This is a genomic window from Actinoplanes sandaracinus (assembly GCF_030009775.1).
Lineage (GTDB): Bacteria > Actinomycetota > Actinomycetes > Mycobacteriales > Micromonosporaceae > Actinoplanes > Actinoplanes sandaracinus.
Genome location: NZ_JASCTH010000060.1, coordinates 1 through 19,494, shown reverse-complemented (window position 1 = coordinate 19,494; position 19,494 = coordinate 1). Strand labels below are relative to the sequence as shown.

Sequence of the window (19,494 nt, the reverse complement as noted above, 5' to 3'; positions counted from 1 at the left end):
CCCACACCGAGACCGTGTACGACTGATCGGTACGCAGCACCTGCCGGTCCTGCCACAACGTCAACTCGTTGCCGTCGCCGTCCGGCGGGGTGGTACCGGTCTTCACTGCCGACCTGCCGTACTCGGACGTGGTCTGCGGTGTCGTGCCGTCGTCAGTCGGGAAGTACTGATCATCAAGCCACAACGCGGCCTTGGTGGTGTCACGACCGGCGCCGATGTCGGCACCCCGGGACAGTGCGAGCCACCGGCCCCAAGCAGTGCTGGGATCGGGCGCCTCACAATAGTCGCGCAGATCGGTGAGACGGCACGATGTCGCCGCCTCAAAATCCCACGCCCCGACCTGGATCGGCTTCAGGATGCCTGGCTCGTCGAATCCACTGGCATCAGGATCCGACGCCAGCCGTCCGGTGAAGTCATCCGGCGCCAGCACCCGGTCGAACACCTGGACATCAGCGATCGCACCGTTCCAGAACCCACTCGCCACCCCACCAGCGAAACCACGCCCGACCGCGAACCTGCCTGTCGCCGACCACGGCGCAGCGGACCGGTCGACCTCGGCCACCTTCTTGCCGTCGACGAACAGACGCACCTTCTTCTCGACCACGTCGAATGACCCGGCGACGTGCACCCACCGGCCGACATCACCCGAAGTCAGAGCGGTCGGCGCGATCGCTGCGACGGTGCCGCTCGACTGCGCGCTGGAGTCCTTCAAAGCGAACGACCAGTACGGGACTGGGGTGGTCCCGGCGCGGCGCACACCGAGTTCGAACCCGGCGGCATCCGCACCATCCTGCGTTGCGAACGTGACATCCGAACCCGGCAGCGCGCCGAGGCGCACCCAGCCGGCGACACTGAACGAACCGGCCGTATTCACCACAGCGGCATTCGTGGTCGCCGCTGAGGAGGTTCCGTTGAACGTCGCGGTCTGCGCGTCTTTCAAGCGGGCGTCACCGGGCCAGCTCACATTCGCGGCGGTCAGCGGTGAATCAGCCGGCGCGGGCACCTGGTCGGTCAACGCACTCGCCTGGGACACACCCGGGTAGGCCTCCAGACCCCACCGCGCCACCGGAGCAAACGGTTGCCCCACGATGTGGAAGTCGAAGAAGCCGGTGCCCTCATTGAGAGTGGCGTCGATCGCCTTCAAGTTCAGAACGTTTCTTCCGAACCGCTGGGCAGTGACCTCCACCTCGGCGAACCTCGGCGTCGTACCGGACGCGGCGACCACCTTCGTCGCCGCATCCCACCCGTACTGGAACGTGGTGACATCAGCATCAGGCGACTCGATCCGGAGCCGCACCGTCCGCCCCGGCGCGGAAGCGTTCGAGATCATCGTTCCCTTTACCTGCGGAACCGCGGTGTCCACCGTGAACTGACACCACGCCGACCACGGACCCGTCTGGAAGTACGGTGACCGGTCAGTAGCTCTGGCACGGAACGCGTACGTCCTGTTCTTCTCCACCGCGACCGTGGCACTGGTCGCCCTCGCACCCGGCGACACGCTGGTCTTGTCCGGCGGTGCAGCCCTTCGGCCCGGCGAGTGGTCGTTGACCGAACCCATCCCGCCGGCCGGAACCTCGATCCACTCGAAGGCACCGGTCAACGAGTCATCGGTCCCGTCGGCGTCATGGAACTGCGCCGAGAATGTCGGGCTGAGCGTCCCTACCGACACCGCGCCGCCGCCGCACGGCATGCCTGCCACCTGCAGATCTGTCGGCGCTGTCGGCCTGGTGTCATAGTCGGCCCTCAACCTGGCACTGCCCGGCTTGAACTTCTTCCACCGTGACTGCGTCGACTCACCCTTACCCTCGGCATCACGCGCCGTGAACCCGAAAGCGACAGCCGGCCAACCCTGGTTCGACGCGTCCTGCATCAATGATGTGACGGCCGCCCCTTTGAAGATCATGTCCTCGTCGCCCTGAATCACCCCGCACCCGCCGGCCTGATTGGCCCGCCCGGAGGCGCTGGCCAGGTGCCGCAACAACCCCATGGACGACCAGGTCGCCTTCGGCGTCTTGTTGATAGCCGAAGACCAGGACATCGACGCCACCGTCCTGTCGCAGGACCAAGAGTGATCCAACTCCATGTCCACCTGCGCGGACTCGATGTGCTTCCCGATAAGCGTCCAGTGCTTGAAGCTCGTGTTGAACTGGAAGAACGACCGGTACAGAGCCCCCGTGTCCGGGTTATGGCCGACCCGAGCCGTGGAGGTGTCGGAGTTGGACGACCCGTTGTTCGTCGCATACGCCCACTTCACCTTGGCGATCGACCACTCCGGATCGACATACAACGGGAACACCGCGTCCTCGAGCAACGCAGCATCCGGACGCAGCACCAGGTCCCCGCCGGACAACCCCACCGACACCGGCGCCATCCGTGCCGCATCACCAACCACCTCATCCGTCGACGGCGAGGCCGGCGACGTCGGCGAGGCCGGCGACGTCTGCTGCAACGACCGCAACGTCCGAGGACCCGCGGGGGCAGCGGCGCGCGAGTCCCACATCACCGCCGGTTCACTCGACGCGAGCACCGAGCCGTTACTCACCGCCCGCAACCCGCCGTCGACCGCCTCAACCTCGGCATCACCGCCCAGCTCGAACCGGACCTCCCGGACCGCCGACGCCGCAGCAGCCGACTTGATCTTCAGGACGTGGGTGAACCCGGTCTCCGTCGCCCGGACCACCAGATCGACTCCGGACAACACCTCGGAATAGGTAGCCGCGTTATCCAGGATCGTGGGAGCCGGCAACAGACCCGGCCACGACATGGTCATCGTCCGGCCGCCCCGCGTCAGCGTGACCAGCGGCGTCGGCACCGGCCCCCCGGCCGAGAACGCCACATCAGCCACCGACGCCACCGGCCGCAACAGCCCATCACCGCCGGGACGCAACGTCAGATCGACATCCACCCACCCCGCACCACGCCGCACCCGCTCCGGCAACACCGACGACTCAAACGTCATCCGCCCATCCGGCTGCGCAATCACCTGCGAATACTCGTTCCGCAGGTTGTCCACCACCACCGGCTTGCCGCAATCGGCCGCCAACTCGGCAGCAGCCGACTCAGTACGGGCAACATCGCTGCACGCCGCCGCCGCCGGCATCGTCAGGCTCGGCACACCAAGGCCAGCGATCGTCACACCCGCCACCAGACAGGCAGGCAGAATCCTTGGCCACATAGCGTCCCCCGATCAATGCGCAACAGCAGCAGGACACTACGTACAGGATCGAAAGATGGCTAGATTTCAATCTCGGACAAGTGCTCGAAATGCGACACCAAGGCATGAACACTCACTGTGATCAAAGCCATACTGAGAGGCAGTGATCGCAAGGCGTGGTTCTGTCGAATCTCGTCTCGAGTGAAGCTTGCTCGCCTCAGCCTCGGGAACCGGTGACGGCCGCGGAAACAACGGAGAAAACACGGCGCCGAACAGGGCCACCACGACACTCGATGGCCACCACGACGCCGAACGCGCGGCTGGTGTCCTCGTCGAACACGGTGCCGTCGTGCCAGTGCCCTCGCCCGTCGCCAGCGGCCCGATCCGATCTACTCCATCCCGGTGTGCGCGCCCGTACCCACAGACATCGACAGCCTGCTCCAGCAACCGCCGGTCCAACAACTCGACCACGACCTTCACGTATCGTGGCTGCTACAACCGGAATGGACCGACGCCACCAACGCCGTCCTGGACGAGATACTGAGGCTCGCGACCGCCCTCGGCGCGCTCAGCCTCGCACCTCAGGCCATCGACGTGCTACAACGCCTCGGCGCCGCCCTGATCCCACTGCACCACCGGCGCCGCTAACGCCCGGCTCCAGCTTTCGCCGCGCGAACCGATCACCGAATGTGCCGCTCTGACACATCGCAACGTCCGTCGACACGACCGACGCGACGCAATCCTCCACAAATACGACAAAATCTCTTGACCTGCATAAATTTGGTCATCGCCGCCCGCAGCGCCCAAACGGACAACGGTCCGGTGTCCTGCACCTGACTTCAACGCCGAGTCGTTGCCGCCCCGAGGCGCGGCGTTGTTCGCTTGACAGCCTCAGCGCGCCTGCGATCATGTCAGAGGTGGGTCCGCGTAGGCTTCGTCGTCTTCGCCGGGTAACCTGCACCTTGCGGGCTGCTAGCTCAATGGCAGAGCTGAGGACTTTTAATCCTTAGGTTCGGGGTTCGAATCCCCGGCGGCCCACTTTCTGACCTGCAGTTTTGTGTTGCCGAGCTGTCGCGTGTGGAATGTGGCCGCTTGCTGGTCGCTCGTTACCGCTCGGACCGATTGCGCCGCTTTTGTCCCCCCCAGGGTGACTTTTTCCAGGGTTCTGACCTGCGGGTTTGCTTGCTGGCGCGGTGCTAGCTGGGCCGGGTGTGGTGGACGTCGGCCCGTGGTGGCGGTGCTTGCGGCGGATCTTGCCGCGCATAGGGCGAGCGGTGGTGAGGATCAGTCGGGCGGTGGCTTCGGCTGCTTTGTGTTGGGCTGCGGGTAGCACGCTGGTGTAGGTGTAGGTGTAGGTGTAGGTGTCGGCGTTGAGCACGATGCTGGCGCAGGCGCCGGGCGTTCGGGACGGCTGCGGTCGCAGCGCGGGATCGCCGAGGCGGGTGGCGACGGCCGTGATGTCGAGACGGGAACAGGGGTCGCCGGTCTCACGGTAGCGTTCGTCGTTCCATGCGTGGGCGACCACGCCGCCCGCGGCGACGAGCGCGAGGATCATCGCGGACGAGAGGGACGCGCCGATCCAGGCCGGCGCGAGGCTGGGCCGGGACGGCGGCGGGTCCCAGAGCTCAGTCGAGGTATCGATCACCGCGAGACGGTATGTCATTCGGCTGCGGCGTGTGGACGGGCCTCGACTCCGGGTGGCCTGGCGAACAGGACCGCTGTGAACACCAGCGCACAGACGGCAGGCTGGCGTCACCAGGGTCGATGAACCTCACAGGAGATGAGAGCGTCTTCGAGCACTCGGGACACGCACACGTCGCTGTCGGGACCTCCATCAGCACGGTTGACGCCGCCGCGGGTTTCTATCGTGTCGTTGCCTTCCGAACCCCAGAAGCTGTCGTTGCCGTCCGACCCGAGCAAGTAGTCGTTGCCAGCGCCACCGATGATGGCGTCGTTACCGCCATAGCCGTCGATCTCATTGGGTTCGGCGTTGCCGGTCAGGGTGTCATCGCCACTCGTGCCGACGAGGATCTCGGTGTCGGCGCCGACGGTGTCGTGCTCTCCAGGCGCTCCGTCATCACCAGACTCACCGTCCAGGTCGACCGTGACGGCCCTGGTGTAGTGCGAGTACCTCACCTCGTCTACCCCGGCCCCGCCACGCATCACATCCGCTGCGAGCCTGGCCGGGTTGAGGTCACCGATCAACACATCGTTACCGGCGCCGCCGTCAAGTGCGTCCCGGCCGTCGCCACCGCGAAGGCCATCGTCGCCGTTCCCGCCGAACAGCCGGTCGTCGCCGCCGTAGCCCCACAGATCGTCGTCGCCGTTGCCGCCGTGGACCACATCATTGCCGGGTCGGCCAGGTTCGGTGACGACATTCGTGTCCCCGTTGATGGAGTCGTCGCCGTTGCCGCCGGAGACGAAGTCGGCACCGTCGCCGGCATCGATGTAGTCGTTGCCGTCCCCGCCGTAGATCTTGTCGTTGCCGGCCTTCCCCCATCGGTCGCCGTAGAGCTTGTCGGCCTTCGGCCCGCCGACCAGCGTGTCCGCGCCCGCCCCGCCCGCGGCCACAAGCCTCAGGTCACTCTTGTTGATCACCGAGTCGTTGCGGTCCCTGACATAGGCGTCCACCGTGGTAGGGACCTTCTTGGTCGTGCAACGGACCTTGGTCTTGTCGCCCGCAGCCTGCTTGCAGCCCTTGCCCGGCTTGATCCTGACCCGGTCGTCGATGATGACAGTGCGCCCCGAACGAGTGATCACGACTTTGTTGGCGACCCGGTAGTCGGCCTCGAACTCGACATGGGTAGCGCCGGCCGAAGCGTAGCCCCAGGATGACGCTTCCGCCGGTCCAGCCACAGCGCCTACCGCGAGGAGAGGCAGCAGGACGATACCGATACGGATCGGCCCAAGCACGCGTGACATCAAACGATTCCCCTCGACGAGCCGAACGCAGGCATCATAGAGCGACAGAAATATTTACGTCGCCTGCAGGGCGGTGCTTGCCGGTAGGCGTGACTGCGCAGCTGCCCGGGGCTCAGAACATCGGCGGCGAAGCGGACTGAACTTCATCGACGCGGAGGTCCTAAAGCCGTAATGAAGGCGTCCAGCGAACTACCGTGTCGCGGCTGAGCATTCGTCGGTATACGCATATCGCCCATTTGCCGCCGAGCGTGCGCAGGCGACTCGCCGGGCTGTGACGCTCGGTGACCGGCCCCCTGGCTGTCAGACGTGCTGAACTGCCGAGTTGAGTGCGTCGCTACTGCCGTCCACCAGGCTGTTCGCTGGCGTTTTTCGCTGCGTCGTACAGGTCATCGTCAACACCAGCAATTGCGACTAGGTCGGCCTCCGGTATGTCCAGGGCGCGAGCGATCTCTCGGACGAGAATGGGGTGCGGATTGCGGCCTCCGGATTGTGCTGCATAGATGGTCGACATCGCGCGAGACGTCCGCCTGGCCACGTCCTTCACCGAGAGACCCCGACTGTCCATGAGTTTGCGCAGCACGGCGCCGAACTGATGTGGCTCGTGGGTGCCAGCTGCCGAGAGCGCAGGACCGACAACCGCATCTCCAATCTTCGCTTGGAACCGCAACAGCCGATCCCCCTCGAATCGGACACGTCCGTGGAACGGCAACGCTTGCCCCGCGCCGCCACTGAGCGTTCCCGGCACCGAGACCTCGGTGAACCTGTTCCTCTGGCGCTCATGGTCGCTGGCGAACTCCCGCGGGTAAGCCGGTTCGACGTGGGTGACGCGCCAGGCGCCGTCCCACCACGGCAGTTCGTCCAGCAGGTCATTGAAGAAGGGCAGCAGAACTACGAGGTCGACGGACTTCGGCTGTTCCGCGTGCACGAGACCGGGCCAGTAGGTCAAAGCTTCCATCACAGCCGGGGCGAGCGTGCGGCCAGCGACATTCATGCTCGCAGGGTAGTTCCGCTGGCCTCACGCTATCCGGACCTGGCGTTGGCGCGTGAATACGCCCTGACAGGCACCGGAAAATCAAGATCAAGAGCGCTCGTCTGCCGCAAGTCGCGCTCCAGCCTACGGCGGAGAAGAGCCCTTACAACGACTGTGGTCAGGGCTTGAGCCCACGGCTGGCGACGAACTCAAGGAAGTCCTGGGCGACGAGTTCATCGTCGCCGGCGTCGTGGAAGTGGAACCAGACCTGCTCGCTGCAACAGCCGTCGATCACCGGGAAACCCCAGTGGTCGCCGGTGCCGACCGGGGCGATGGCGAGGAAGCCGCGGTCGGCAACCTCCCCGCGCCCGAACCGCCGGTGGTCGAGGAGAACCACCTGCCGAACCCGTGCGTCGTGCATCCCGAGCAGGTCGTCGACTACCAGTACCGGGAGTTGCTGCCCAAGGAACTCCAGGACCGGTCGCGAGCGGCCGGCCGATGTCGGCGGTGCGCCGCCAGAAAAGCCGCAACGCCGGGGACATGTCGTCCCCGTGTCCCAGCGGGCACCACAGCACCTGGAGCAGGTCGGTGTCGTCGGGGCCGGTGAAATCGGGTACGTCCCGGCGGTACAGCTGTGCCACCGGGAGCAGTGGCACCGGCCGGTGGATCAACTCGGGCGGTTCGGAGGAGCTCATGGCCTGCATCCCGGCCAGTTCCTCGTCGGTGTAGGACCGGCCCTTGGCCGCCGCGTAGATCTCCCGGCCGCGGTAGACCGTCGCCGGGGTCAGGAGCATCTCCACGTCGTGGGCGTCGCCGTCGGTGCACATCGGCCACGGCTCTGCGGCCGGCCACAGCAGCGGCCCGCCGATCGAGCTGTCGGCGATGGTGGGCGTGCCGGTGCGCGGGTGCAACCGGGTGGTCGTCCGCCGGTGTTCGTGCAGCTCGGGGAAGACCTCAGCGATGTCGAACGGGCGCGGTGGGGTGGTACGGACCATGCCGACGATCCTAGTGATGATCGTGTATTCGGGCCTGCACACATACCCCAACGGGTGCGCCAGATTCCGTAACGCTCCGTGACCGATCCTCAAACCGTCCGACGTGCTGAACTGCCGAGTTGAGTGCACTCCGTGAGCTATGAAGTCTTTCGAATCCGGGCGAGTTCGCCCTTCGAGCCGATGGCGGGGCGAAAGTCGGGGTGATTCGCATACTCGATGATCACGCGCGCCAAGAAGTCAGCATTGCCCCCGACGGCGGGCAGTGAGCTTGCTTTGCCGAAGCGGAGGCCATACCAGCGCACCCGTTCAGGATGTGTCAAGAAAAGGGTGACTTGATACGGATCGCTGGCCACTGCGGAACTCGGGGTGGCCAGAGCTTCCCAGGGTACGAACACAGAGCCCAGAATGCGTCGGTCGAAGAGTCCGTCTCTGCTCAACCGCACCCCGAAAGGCGAGAGGGCCGCCCTCCAGCAGGCCGCCAGCAGGCCGGCCCACAGCACGAGAAGGCTCGCGGGGAACCAGTGACCCGTTTCCGCCCCCACACCGTGAAGCAACATGCCCAGGGAGTTGGCTCCGAGGTAGGTCGCACCCACGGCCCGAAGCACTGTACGAGGGCCTACCAAGACGTCGAAGGCAGCGGCCTCGGGACGCGCCACCAGCTCCGCGGGATGAAAGGAACGAGCGGAGGCAGCCGACCACAGCAGGAAGACGACCGGCAGCAGAAGAGTGGCCCACAGGATCAACTCCCAGGCGCGGTCGTTCTCGGTGACGCGAAGGAAAATCTGGAGAATAACCGCGGTCACCAGCGCCCCAGCGGCGCTACGTAGAGTCACGGTCCTGCGGTGTCGGACAGCGCACGCTCGTGCCGATGAGAGGGCGTTCAGCAGATCGACGACCCTGTGACGGTGTGATGTTCGAAGCCCCCCGCGCCCTGCATATTCAGATGCTGTCGGTGAGCCTAAATGGCACACTGCCGTGGTGGAGACCTTCCGGTGTGCTGGGTGCGGAAACGCGCTGAGCGTCCCGGTCCGCTTGGTGGAACTGCCACTGCAACCGCACTCGTCGTTTCTCGACTGCCACCATGTCAATCCACCACTTCTCAACCCCGGCACCTATGCAATCGACAAGACGGCGTATGGGTGCGATCAGGTGGTCGGTACCTTCGTCCTATCGCCCGGCGATGTACGTGGTACCCGAATCGTCCACGGTCTTGTTTTCATAGGTTGCTGGTCCCTCGCCGGCGGGAACCTGTGTGTGGCCTGCGAAAGTTGCGGCGTTCTGGTGGCTTCTCGGACGGACGACTGCCGGGTGGCTCAGGAGACACGCTTCTACCCTTCCGTAGCCGTCCGGGAGGCCAACGTCGATGACGTCGATGACCCATTCGCGCTGATCGCCGACTGGGACAACGCTCCATCCGACACCAGACGGCACGGCTGGCTACCGAAGCCGACGCGTCCGCGACCTGAACTCACCGCGACCCGTTGGGGCGGCCGAGGCGTGAGGGAAGATCTCTACCGAGACGATCCGCCAGCTTGACAGAAGCACTGTCGTGCCGAGATGAGTGTGCGGTGCGACGCACGTCTCAGCCCCGCTACGCCGGTTACGGAGAGTCGACGAAATCGGCTTCCCGTGGCCGTCCTTGGCATACCGTTGGCCTGTGGACCAGGGCGCGGTGGAGTACTACCGGCGGCTGCTCGATGGTGCTCCGTACCTGCGCGTAGCCCTCTGTGTCACCTACGCCAGCGGCGTGGATGGCCCAGGTCTGATCAGGGCGTTCGGCGGTGACCCCACGGCGACCGTGTCGAGGCACGACCTTGGCGACCTCCTCCACCAGTACCACTACACCGAGGTCCCGGCCGCGCTTCTCGTCGCCGAGATGGGCACGTGGCAGATCGGAATCGAAGACAACGGCTACCAGGGCACCCGAACTGAGGTACTCCGACAGGCCGCTGCCGGCGGAACGGCGGTGAGCGTCTACTGGAACGTCAACGCAACCAACGCCTTCACGTATGCCGTCGACGGCCGTACGCGTTTCGGATTCGACATGATGTTCCCGGAGGACAGACACGGCCCCGATGCTGCCGACATCGACGCCTACCTGGCGCACCTGCCATTCGGGCACGCCGGCGACGCAGACTGGCGTGCGGCTGGGCTCGCCTTGGCCGAGCGCATCACGGGAGTTCGCCTGCCGGCCGACTTTCCGACCTGGGACATACCGGGCGTTGTGCTCGACGAAGTCCCCCAAGACCTCATACCGGAGGGCGACGAAGAGCACTCGGCGCTTCAGGATACCTTCATCCAGCAGGTCCTTGCCGCGCCGACACTCGACAAGATCCCCGCCATCGCCGCATTCCGCGCCAGGTCCATCGCTCAGGACGCCGGCCTCGTCGACGAACCTGCGGCCAGGGAAGCGATGGAGGCTCTGACCCTGGGGCATCCACCACGTCCCGAACTTCGCGCCGACTTGACGGCCCTCGGCGACCACTACTTCCAGCAGAGCCGGACGATGACCGGCTGGCCCAGTGCGGACCTCTTCCGGCAAGGGCACGCCGTCCGTGACTTCATCGACGCCGCATTCGACCGGCACACCTCCGGCGGCTACACGTTCCGGAACCCAGATCTGCGCCTACAGGCCGAAGTACTGGGCCGGTGCGCGTCCCGCGCGGCAAGCGACGCGCGACGAGGCTCCTCATCACATTTCCGTCCGCATTTTTGACGCCGGGCAACCAATATCGCACTCATGCCGCCGACACCGCTCGTAGCGCCTAAGTAAACCGGGTGCTGGTGGGGCCGGTTCCGGCGACACTGCGGCGGGCCGGTGGCAGAGCCGGATTTTGCAGTGCCGATGAGCCGACAGCCGGGTACGTACGGCGACCTGAAGCGCGTGGGGCCACTGGCGTGCCATGCCCCACCAGGGGTTCGAATCCCCTCCGGCCCGCAACGCACTGTCATGCCGCGATCCGCTCGCTGCCGGGCGCAGCCGTCGACGGGCGAAGTGCACGGTGTGGCGCCGCTTTGCGGCACCACACCCCACCGCTTCGGCCGTGTCCGGCGGTCGGCTCCGCTCACGCAGCCGACGGCGACCGCAACGTGCAGTGGTGCACGTACCCCCACGCGCCGTTAGTTGATCGATTGGCTCGGCGTGCGGCGTGCGCTCGTGCGCAGAAGGCCCGGGATGAGCACGGCCGCGACTGCGACGTGCGTGAGGGCCAGCACCACCTTGCTCCCGCTGGACGTCTTCACGCCGGCGAACGGCAGGAACGACACCGTCAGGACCACTAATGCCGCAATCGTCCAGATGGCAACGGCACGAGTGGTGATCCGCTCCAGGATGGCAAGTGCCGCCCAGCCGAGCAGGCTGGACGCCAGCGCCACGAAGGCGATTTCGGCCAGCCCCAGGTCCATGGCGGGCTGTCCTGGCGAGGCCACCACCAGGTCGTGGCCGAGCAATGGTTCACCGATCACCCAGATCAGGGCCGTCGCGAGCACTGCTGCTGCGACCACCAGTATCCGGTTGCGCGCCCTGGCGAAACGTGCCGTACCCGATGCGCGCTCCACATTGGTCAAAGCCGCCACGAAAGCCTCCTTGAGGAAGTCGACAGTTGAGGATGCCAACTTTTCGCGAGCATAGCAGATATACTTGAGGAACTAAACTATCGAGGACGCGTATCATCGAGGTTATGACTACGCAGGCCGCGCACCCACCTGCCCCCGAGGACCAGCTGATCACCGAGTTGGCCGATCTGGTCTTCCAGGTCGCGGGCCGGCTCCGGCAGGGGTTCAACGCGATCGCGGCCGACCTAGACCTACCACCCGCACAGGCCCTCGCCCTGGTCAACCTGCGCGGCCCAGCGCCGATGCGCGACCTCGCCGACCTGCTCGCTTGCGATGCTTCCAACGTGACCGGAATAGTCGACGGACTGGAACGCCGTGGCTTGGTCACCCGCCGTACCGACCCCGCCGACCGGCGAGTCAAGCACCTCGTCCTGACCGAGGAAGGGCAGCGCCGTCGCGACCTGCTGGGTGCCGCAGCGCATGCCAGGGCCGCAGCCCTCTTCAACGTGCCGCAAACGGATCGCAGGCAGTTGCGCGATCTACTCACAGCAGTCGCAAAACACGAGCAGCGGCTTGACTGAATGGACCGACTGGGACGGGGCGTCGTACTCCCTCGGTCAAGCACTGGATCCGTTCGAGGGCAAGTCGTTCACCGAGTTCAAACACGTTTTCTGGACTCAGACCCATTGGGCAAAGAGATGCGGGAAGCCCTGCTGACGCTCGGCCGAGCAAATGTTCTCGAACGGCGGGAACAGCCGGATGAGCAATTCCGCCGGCGTGGCTGGCAATAGGCACCTGCGCCGCACTTACCTGCCGATGTGAGTGCGTTCGCCGGGATGATTCCAGTGCGCTCTGTATGTGGTGCGCTGCTATTCAGCCAGCCACGATAAGGACCGTGCGGGAAGCTCTTCTAAGACCCCGTTGCGGATTTGTCAAGTGACAGCTCCGGCGCGTTCGTCGGTGACCAGGAACAAGCCGCGAGCGCGGTCACCGTCCTCGTCGATCGCTGGCAGGGCGGCCAGCTCAGTGACCTGTGCGCGTAGCGAGGGCAGTTCGTCTTCCCGGATGTCGCAGCCGTAGAAGAGGTACAGGGTCCAGTTGAAAGGCTTCGCAGGAAAGGGCCAACTACCGGAGTAGTGCCAGTCCTCGTGCCGCCGGATGATTTCCTCAGCACTACTACGCTGCTTGAAATCGATCTCCACCCAACCGCGAGCCGACGCGTACATCCCCATGCTGGCCGACAGTACCGAACCGTCCTCTAGCCGCGATCCGCGCTATGCATCGTGATCCGGCTGGCCTGAACTTGGGCGACAGCTGTGTCTAGTGCCCTGACCACAAACGTTGGCCGGGTTGATATCGGCGGTCTTGCTACCCGCATCGGTGTCCACTAATCCCACGGTCGGGCGGAACATCCTGGAGCAGGCGAACTGACCTGGGTTTCCTCCGCGGGCTGGCTCAGCCCACGAGTTTCGGGAGTTCCTTGGCCGGTACCACCACGGTTCCAGCCGGCACCTTGAAGCGGGCGCCGAGGCATTCGGCCGTGGGAATCGTTACGACGGTGGGCTGGCGTAGAAAGCCACTTACGGCAACCGCCGGAACACGGCCGAGGGGGCACCTCGGCCCGAGTTGCGTCCGAATCGCGTCGCCGACCGGTATCGATACCAGCACGGGCGTCGGCTTCGTGACCAGGTCCGGATCGGCGGGCCGGCTTGCCAGATAGGCGTACACCCCGACACCGAGCGTCGTCACCACCGCGGCGGCGGCGAGTCGTCTGTACAAGCCGACGAATTGTCTCCGGATGGCGTCGTGGTTGGCGAAGTCGACGACTCGCGAGACCGCTACGCGTAGCTCAGCGAGCTCCCGAACCTGCACGTCGTGCGGAATCACCCGCCGCCATGGCCATTGCCGCGGCGGAGCGCGCAGGGCCGCGTTCACAGACTCCAGCCGTTCATACAGCTTCCCGATGTGCTCCGCCTGGTCCGCGAAAAGCTCTTCGCGAACCAGCCCGATCGCTTGAATCGTAGCCCCGACCGGGTTTTTATCGCCGCCGCCGGCGCTCTTACGATGATTCTGGTGAAGCGACTCCAATGTTACGTATGGCGTCGCAAAAACGCGAGCGACCATGGCTATCGCGGTTCCGATCGCACACAATGCCGCGCCCAGTGCGGCTATGGCAAAAACCAGGTCTAGCCCGTCGAGCCTGCCAAGGCCGGTCAGTGGAACCCCGGCGACCAAGACCGCGCCGACGCCGGCCGCGGCGGTGATGATCCATCGCGCGGTCGCGCGGAGATCGGCTATCGCCCGCAGCGGGCCACTGCCTGTCTGTCCCGATTCGATATTTTCGGGGTCTTTCGACGCTGCCATGATCCTCCAAACGTTCGACGTAACTCTTTCGATCATGGCGCGTTCGTCCCCGTCGCGCGTACGATTTAGCCACGAAGAACGACCGATCGGGGCTGACCATGGGGAACTTGGAGTGGAAGAGCACTTCGAGGGACGAGGGCTCGGAGAAAAAGAAGAAACCAGAGATACCTGGGTTGCCATTGGAATTCAAGACGGTAGATGGAGCGGAGCTTCGAAAAGGTGCCGGGCTCCACAAGGATGAGTTGATAATTGAGGCGGAAAAATATAAAGGGCGAACCGGAGACCTCTCGACCCCGAGGCTGGAATCGGCGGCCCGGCGTGAGCTGACGAGGCGCTTCATGGAGAAGCACCGTGAGGAGATCAGCAGGTCGGTTCGCGCCGCCGAGCAGGGTCGGGTTCCTGACGATTGGCGCCAGGCCGACGACTTGTTCGAGGGCCTCCGATGACATCATTGGATCCGATTTTTCCCATACCGGAGGGCAGGGAGGCCATTTCTCTCTGGCGAACCCTGATGTTCAGTAATTGGATGATCGAGCGCAGCCGACTGCTCGGCCCGGTCAGCCTGCAAATGCTAAACAAGGCTCTAGGAAACTTGCCCAAAAAACCCGATGGCGCAGCGACTCAACGCATCGTCGACAACCCCGACTATCTTTTTCACTGGATTCCGGTCCCCAGCGAGGCGGATATCGGGATCGTTTATCGTCCCACCAAGAAACTAGGGCGGTGGACATTCTGGATCGCTAACGTCCACAGCGATCAGCTGCCCGAGTTTCACCGTTAACAAAAATCGTCCGACGGTTAATTAGAACTGACCTGCAGAGCCCGTTGAAGGAGTCTGGCTGGCGTGAGCGATGGCGTTGGCGTGCGGCACTCCGGCGACGGGAGTATGCGGCCGTGCGTCTTCTGTGGCCATCCAGTAGTCATTGAGTCACATGACGAATGGGACTGCCCGCTATGCGGCGAACCCAGGGTGGATAAGCCTGATGTCGCGATCGGGCTGCTTGAGGAGGGCCTTATGGCCGAGCATGAAGAAGGAGACGTCAACAAGCCGTAGGAGCCAGCGATCCGCTCGGAATCATCAGTTCCCGCAACACCCTCACATGCCGCGATCCGGGCGCTACGGAGAGTTACGATCCTGCCGTGTCGGACAGCGCACGCTCGTGCCTGCCGACGAGAGTGCGTTCGGAGGCTGCAAGGCCAGGCGGGAGGAATCGTGACTGCAGCAAGTCGCGCTATGACATCCGATGAGCAATCATGGGACGTGCCCGCGGCGTCTCCCCTCCGGCCTGCACTGGCCCAGATCGTCGCCAGCTTATGCTTGGAGGCAGCGAGTTGAACGGCTTGGACATCATCTGGAACCAAGCCTGCGATTACGGCGCTGACGGTGAAGTTCCGGATTGCACGCCCCCCGGAATCGAGCACCTTGTTTCCTTGCTGCGCGTCTACAACTCAGCGATGGGCGGCGGCCTGGGCTTCGCTCTGGAGGTCAACGAGCCGTTCCGGGTCAGAAGTGCGATCAACGCTTTGCGCTATTTCGAGCTTGCCGAGGCTGCGGACTTCCTGCAGGACGTCCTGGATCGCAGCCTCAACGGCGAATCACCCGACTCCTTGCCATCCGACGAGGACTTCTACCACCTCGTGGACGATGGAACGAATCCCGTCAGCAGAGCATTCAAGGCCAAGGCGGCGAAGGTTCCAGCCGACTTCAGCCATCAATAGCTGGCGTCAATACTCAGTACAAGATCACAAGCCCTCATCTGCCGCTGAGCGCGCGCCAACCCAAGCATGACCGGTCACCCTGCGTGGTCGACCTCCCGCACCGGCCGAACGCCCGGAATGCGGTCAAAGTGCGCCCGTCGGGACTGCCTCCTGTGTGGCAGCTCGTTCACAGCGGCAACTCGATCTCCCAGTCGGCGAAGGGAGGATCTACCTGGTAAGTGCTGTCACAGACCCGCCGGATCCACTGGGCGGCGCGATACTCCGCGTCGCCGTAGTTGGTTACCTCGCCGGCGTCGTTGACGTCCAGGACGTTGACGAAGATAGCGAACACCTGCTCGAGACCCGATCCGTACGCCAGAACGTTGGAGCGATAGTCGAAATTCTCCAGCAAGTCCACGACGAGCGTGCCGTTGGCCAGGTAGAAGGCGAAGAAGCGAAGCGCCGACCTGACGTCCTCGGGTAGTTGTGCCACGCAGTGATCATCTACTGATGCCGCTACTCAAGAACCGGCCGCGCACTGATTTGCCGCGATCCGCTCGACACCGCGCGTCACGGCCGCTGGGTGCCGGTTGGTGTCCGCTCGTGCCGACGAGAGTACGTTCTCCTCACTTTCCGCCGATGCGGTAATTTGCGGTCCTTCACTAACCCGGAGGACGGCGGTGGGAGGTGTTCCCTGATGGGTTACATGATCGACCGCTGGGCGGTCGAGCCGAAGCGGGTCACCGTCGAGCCCGGCGGGTCGGTGATGGCGGTGCTGGTGTGGCGCAGCCTCACCACCGACGCCGAGACTGTCGCGACCGGGGCATACGTGCGGGTCGCCCCGTCGGCCGGGCAGCCCCGGCAGACCGTCGCGCTGCACGTCGACACGGGGAACACCGGCAAGGTCGCGGTCAGCCCGTGGGCCGAGACCTGAGACGGGAGAAGAAGCTGTGGAACGGTATGCCGAGCTGGACGGCCACGCCGAACCCGCGCCGGAGGATCAGCACATAGATCTGACTCCGGGTGAGATCCGGCTGCGCCGTCTCATGGCAGCCGGCGGGGTTGCCGCCGTGGTGATCGGACTGGCCGTGGGCGTACCCCTGCTGACCCGCTCCGAACCACCGGCGCAGTGGAACAAGCCGGACTGGGCCGAGCCCGTCTTCCCGTTCCAGGCGTCCTGGCTGCCGCCCGGCAGGGCCGAGCCCACCGTCTTCCGCAGCGGTCCCGACCGGACCCTGCAGTACTACTACGGCGACGGCAACGTGCTGACCGCGGAGTGGATCGCGCGCGATCCGACATGGGACCACCCCAAGACCGAGGAGCACGCCGCTGTGGTCGGCGACCGGCCCGCGACGGTCCGCACCGCGCCCGGACGCATCGGCGTCCTCTGGCAACTCGCCGACGGGCGGTGGATGAAGGCGAACGGCAGTGGCGGGTGGACCGAGCAGGACGTCCTGCGCTTCGCCGGCGGTCTCCAGCCGGGTTCGGTGCCGTCCGGCCCGGCCCCGTTCTCGTTCGCAGAGGTGCCGCAGGGCCTCACTCTCCAGAACCAGACTCCCTGGTCGGCGTGCCTGGCAACACCGGAGAAGGCGAACACGGTGCCCGCACCTACCGGTCTCTGTGTCAGCGTCCTCGAACCGACGTTCCCGAGCGAGCCCCTTCCGGATCCCCAGCCGGTCACCGTCGGCGGCCTCACCGCGCAGTATCAGAAGTACCCGGTCGGCGGCGAGATGCGCCTCGACCTCGGTGGCCGCCGGACGTTGATGATCAGATGGGAGGGCGACATCAGGCTGGACCGGGACGGGATCGTCCGGTTCGCCTCCGGAATCACCGCCGCGGGATGAGCAGCGCCGGGCCACGATCTCAACGACATCACCACGGGGGTACGCCGTGACAGGCGCCGCCGGGTGCGGAAGAGCTGCCCGGGTTCGCGGAGGGCATCACCCGCCACGGCTTGCAGTACGAATACGGACTCGGCATCCACGCGCACCCGTCGTCCGGGGCCAGCCGTCCGTGACGCGTACGCCGCCCAAACCAACTGCCGGTTCACTCAACTGCCGCCGAGCGTGCTCGGGCGACTCGCAGGCCGTGACGCTCGGTGACCGGTCTCCGAACGTCCGACGTGCTGAACTAGCTTGATGAGAGGACGTTCGACCATAGGCCACGATGAACAGGCAAAAGCGACCCGCGCGCTGCCGTCGGCTCCGGCGAGGCCGGGCATCGACGCGCGCGATGCGCTACTCGCTCTCGGCACGGAGCCCAGCGCCGCGGTTCACCAGGCGTGCGCGATCGCTCGTGATCGCAGGTCCAGACACGCGGTCCAGCAGGAGTTCACGCCGGCGGCCTGGCCCGGGGTGCCTCAGCCGATGCCGCTCCAGGCCAGCATCCATTGTGGCTCCTCGTCGTCGGGAACCTTGAGGATCCGGGCAGCCCACCGGAGGGTCGCCGTCTCGACGCCCAACGGCAGCTCGGTCAGGAACGTGATGGGTTCGTCCTCGGTGCGTTCGAGGTAGGAGGCCAGCACGAATTGTTCCGGTTGCCCGTCACCGACGTCCTGGATGAAGAGTCCGAGCAGCCCGAGCTGGTAATCCGGATCGCGGGTCGCCTCACTGTCCAGAAAGCCACCGGCGCTGGCGTCGGTGAACATGTTCTGGGCGTGCGCGGCCGTCAGCAGCAGGGTCGTCGCGTCCTCGCTGTCGTAGTTGCTGATGTCGAATCCGTAGGCGAGAACCGCGTCTCTCATCGACGTCCTTCGGCAGATGGCAATACCTGCTCATGTTCTCCGTACGCCTACAGCGATGACGGACAACCTGTGCGGCCCGAGCCGCTCGTCCCGCAGGAGACAGCGCAGCGGGGCGGGGCCTGAGTCAACCGCCACGGTTGCCGCCCCTGACGGCCCGCCAGGACGGTCCTTCCGCTACGGCGACGCGCAGTCAATCGCTCCGTGGTCGCTCGGACGTTCAGTACCCCCACCGGATGTATCCGGACGGGGCCGGATTTTGCTCGGCTCAGGGGGCTCAGAGTCCGCCTTCAGCACCCGGACGTGGCCGGATGTAGCCGGACCGCTCAGGACGGTGCGGGCTATAAGTCTGATTCGCGAATAGATCGCAGAGCTGCGGACTTTTAATCCTTAGGTTCGGGGTTCGAATCCCCGGCGGCCCACTTTCTGACCTGCAGTTTTGTGTTGCCGAGCTGTCGCGTGTGGAATGTGGCCGCTTGCTGGTCGCTCGTTACCGCTCGGACCGATTGCGCCGCTTTTGTCCCCCCAGGGTGACTTTTTCCAGGGTTCTGACCTGCGGGTTTGCTCGCTGGCGCGGTGCTAGCTGGGCCGGGTGTGGTGGACGTCGGCCCGTGGTGGCGGTGCTTGCGGCGGATCTTGCCGCGCATAGGGCGGGCGGTGGTGAGGATCAGTCGGGCGGTGGCTTCGGCTGCTTTGTGTTGGGCTGCGGGTAGCACGCTGGTGGGCTCTGTTGCGTTGGTCGATCGGGGGACGTGTTCGGCCTGGCGAGGCGGCGTGGTCAGATCGTGGTGGCGAGTTCGGTGAACGTGGCGGCCACGCGTAGCCGGGGTGGGGTTTCGGTGGCGATCTCGTAGTGTCTGCGGCGCAGGTTCTGGACGAAGGCGTATCCGGCGATCACGGTCTGGGCGGTCCGGTCGGTGCGTAAGCCGCGCATCGATCGGAGGCGGTGTTTGAGCCGGCTGTGATCGGCCTCGATCGGGTTGTTCGCGTAATGTTCGACATGATGCCAGGCGGCCGGGATCAGGTCGGCGAGGACAGCGGGGTAGACGGCTGCGGCGTCGGTCACGACCTCGGCCGGTACCGTCTTCAACGCCTT

The 19,494-nt window shown here is 65.3% G+C and carries 20 protein-coding genes and 2 tRNA genes; 10 read left to right on the top strand and 12 right to left on the bottom strand.

Features of this window, described 5'->3' with window-relative positions; all coding sequences use genetic code 11:
* On the bottom strand, nucleotides 1–3,136 hold a 3,136-nt coding region (locus QLQ12_RS45765), incomplete at its 3' end, for a LamG domain-containing protein (protein WP_282767366.1).
* A 420-nt stretch (nucleotides 3,137–3,556) separates the two neighbouring features.
* Here QLQ12_RS45765 and QLQ12_RS45760 point away from each other — a divergent pair.
* Both QLQ12_RS45760 and QLQ12_RS45755 read left to right on the top strand, forming a co-directional pair.
* A complete protein-coding gene (locus QLQ12_RS45760; protein WP_282767365.1) occupies nucleotides 3,557–3,802 on the top strand; it encodes a hypothetical protein in 246 nt (81 codons plus the stop codon).
* Nucleotides 3,803–4,120: 318 nt separating this feature from the next.
* Nucleotides 4,121–4,192: transfer RNA gene (locus tag QLQ12_RS45755), tRNA-Lys, on the top strand.
* Here the strand turns inward: QLQ12_RS45755 and QLQ12_RS45750 are convergent.
* The 5 genes from QLQ12_RS45750 to QLQ12_RS45730 form a co-directional block, all read right to left on the bottom strand.
* Entirely contained in the window at nucleotides 4,161–4,799 is a 639-nt protein-coding gene (locus tag QLQ12_RS45750) for a hypothetical protein (RefSeq protein WP_282767364.1), read from the bottom strand. The genes QLQ12_RS45755 and QLQ12_RS45750 overlap by 32 nt on opposite strands.
* 107 nt (nucleotides 4,800–4,906) lie before the next feature.
* On the bottom strand, nucleotides 4,907–6,076 hold the full coding sequence (locus tag QLQ12_RS45745) for a calcium-binding protein (protein WP_282767363.1): 1,170 nt from the start codon (nucleotides 6,074–6,076) through the stop codon (nucleotides 4,907–4,909).
* Between the two features lie 334 nt (nucleotides 6,077–6,410).
* The gene (locus QLQ12_RS45740) at nucleotides 6,411–7,067 is read right to left on the bottom strand and encodes a helix-turn-helix domain-containing protein (RefSeq protein WP_282767362.1); all 657 of its coding nucleotides are present in this window, start codon (nucleotides 7,065–7,067) and stop codon (nucleotides 6,411–6,413) included.
* Between the two features lie 157 nt (nucleotides 7,068–7,224).
* Nucleotides 7,225–7,443 (bottom strand): SMI1/KNR4 family protein, encoded by a 219-nt coding sequence (locus QLQ12_RS45735; RefSeq protein WP_282767361.1) that lies wholly within the window; start codon nucleotides 7,441–7,443, stop codon nucleotides 7,225–7,227.
* Nucleotides 7,444–8,178: 735 nt separating this feature from the next.
* A complete protein-coding gene (locus QLQ12_RS45730; RefSeq protein WP_282767360.1) occupies nucleotides 8,179–8,874 on the bottom strand; it encodes a hypothetical protein in 696 nt (231 codons plus the stop codon).
* A gap of 824 nt (nucleotides 8,875–9,698) precedes the next feature.
* Here QLQ12_RS45730 and QLQ12_RS45725 point away from each other — a divergent pair.
* Both QLQ12_RS45725 and QLQ12_RS45720 read left to right on the top strand, forming a co-directional pair.
* Nucleotides 9,699–10,757 (top strand): DUF6461 domain-containing protein, encoded by a 1,059-nt coding sequence (locus tag QLQ12_RS45725; protein WP_282767359.1) that lies wholly within the window; start codon nucleotides 9,699–9,701, stop codon nucleotides 10,755–10,757.
* Nucleotides 10,758–10,853: 96 nt separating this feature from the next.
* Nucleotides 10,854–10,979 (top strand) — tRNA-OTHER (locus QLQ12_RS45720).
* A gap of 182 nt (nucleotides 10,980–11,161) precedes the next feature.
* Here the strand turns inward: QLQ12_RS45720 and QLQ12_RS45715 are convergent.
* Nucleotides 11,162–11,617, bottom strand: a complete 456-nt coding sequence (locus QLQ12_RS45715; RefSeq protein WP_282767358.1) for a DUF6069 family protein — start codon at nucleotides 11,615–11,617, stop codon at nucleotides 11,162–11,164.
* Nucleotides 11,618–11,721: 104 nt separating this feature from the next.
* On the opposite strand from QLQ12_RS45715, the gene QLQ12_RS45710 reads away from it, so the two are divergent.
* Nucleotides 11,722–12,177, top strand: a complete 456-nt coding sequence (locus tag QLQ12_RS45710; RefSeq protein WP_282767357.1) for a MarR family winged helix-turn-helix transcriptional regulator — start codon at nucleotides 11,722–11,724, stop codon at nucleotides 12,175–12,177.
* Nucleotides 12,178–12,528: 351 nt separating this feature from the next.
* On the opposite strand, the gene QLQ12_RS45705 is transcribed toward QLQ12_RS45710, so the two are convergent.
* Nucleotides 12,529–12,828 carry a hypothetical protein gene (locus QLQ12_RS45705; RefSeq protein ID WP_282767356.1) on the bottom strand — a complete coding sequence of 100 codons (300 nt, stop codon included), beginning with the start codon at nucleotides 12,826–12,828 and terminating at the stop codon, nucleotides 12,529–12,531.
* Between the two features lie 223 nt (nucleotides 12,829–13,051).
* Nucleotides 13,052–13,960 (bottom strand): hypothetical protein, encoded by a 909-nt coding sequence (locus tag QLQ12_RS45700; RefSeq protein WP_282767355.1) that lies wholly within the window; start codon nucleotides 13,958–13,960, stop codon nucleotides 13,052–13,054.
* 98 nt (nucleotides 13,961–14,058) lie between these two features.
* Between QLQ12_RS45700 and QLQ12_RS45695 the strand changes: the two genes are divergently transcribed.
* From QLQ12_RS45695 to QLQ12_RS45685, 3 genes are all read left to right on the top strand, one after another.
* The gene (locus QLQ12_RS45695; RefSeq protein ID WP_282767354.1) at nucleotides 14,059–14,406 is read left to right on the top strand and encodes a hypothetical protein; all 348 of its coding nucleotides are present in this window, start codon (nucleotides 14,059–14,061) and stop codon (nucleotides 14,404–14,406) included.
* Between the two features lie 80 nt (nucleotides 14,407–14,486).
* Nucleotides 14,487–14,741 (top strand): hypothetical protein, encoded by a 255-nt coding sequence (locus QLQ12_RS45690; RefSeq protein WP_282767353.1) that lies wholly within the window; start codon nucleotides 14,487–14,489, stop codon nucleotides 14,739–14,741.
* A 560-nt stretch (nucleotides 14,742–15,301) separates the two neighbouring features.
* Nucleotides 15,302–15,679, top strand: a complete 378-nt coding sequence (locus QLQ12_RS45685; protein ID WP_282767352.1) for a hypothetical protein — start codon at nucleotides 15,302–15,304, stop codon at nucleotides 15,677–15,679.
* Nucleotides 15,680–15,845: 166 nt separating this feature from the next.
* Here QLQ12_RS45685 and QLQ12_RS45680 read toward each other — a convergent pair whose 3' ends face one another.
* Nucleotides 15,846–16,151: a DUF7677 family protein gene (locus tag QLQ12_RS45680; protein WP_282767351.1), complete on the bottom strand. Its 306-nt coding sequence runs from the start codon at nucleotides 16,149–16,151 to the stop codon at nucleotides 15,846–15,848.
* A gap of 204 nt (nucleotides 16,152–16,355) precedes the next feature.
* Between QLQ12_RS45680 and QLQ12_RS45675 the strand changes: the two genes are divergently transcribed.
* Together QLQ12_RS45675 and QLQ12_RS45670 are read left to right on the top strand one after the other, a co-directional pair.
* The gene (locus QLQ12_RS45675; protein ID WP_282767350.1) at nucleotides 16,356–16,592 is read left to right on the top strand and encodes a DUF4232 domain-containing protein; all 237 of its coding nucleotides are present in this window, start codon (nucleotides 16,356–16,358) and stop codon (nucleotides 16,590–16,592) included.
* 16 nt (nucleotides 16,593–16,608) lie between these two features.
* On the top strand, nucleotides 16,609–17,502 hold the full coding sequence (locus QLQ12_RS45670; RefSeq protein ID WP_282767349.1) for a hypothetical protein: 894 nt from the start codon (nucleotides 16,609–16,611) through the stop codon (nucleotides 17,500–17,502).
* Nucleotides 17,503–18,017: 515 nt separating this feature from the next.
* Here the strand turns inward: QLQ12_RS45670 and QLQ12_RS45665 are convergent.
* Both QLQ12_RS45665 and QLQ12_RS45660 read right to left on the bottom strand, forming a co-directional pair.
* A complete protein-coding gene (locus tag QLQ12_RS45665; RefSeq protein ID WP_282767348.1) occupies nucleotides 18,018–18,401 on the bottom strand; it encodes a hypothetical protein in 384 nt (127 codons plus the stop codon).
* A gap of 775 nt (nucleotides 18,402–19,176) precedes the next feature.
* Nucleotides 19,177–19,494, bottom strand: a 318-nt coding sequence (locus QLQ12_RS45660) for a DDE-type integrase/transposase/recombinase (protein WP_282767347.1), incomplete at its 5' end; no start/stop codon positions are given.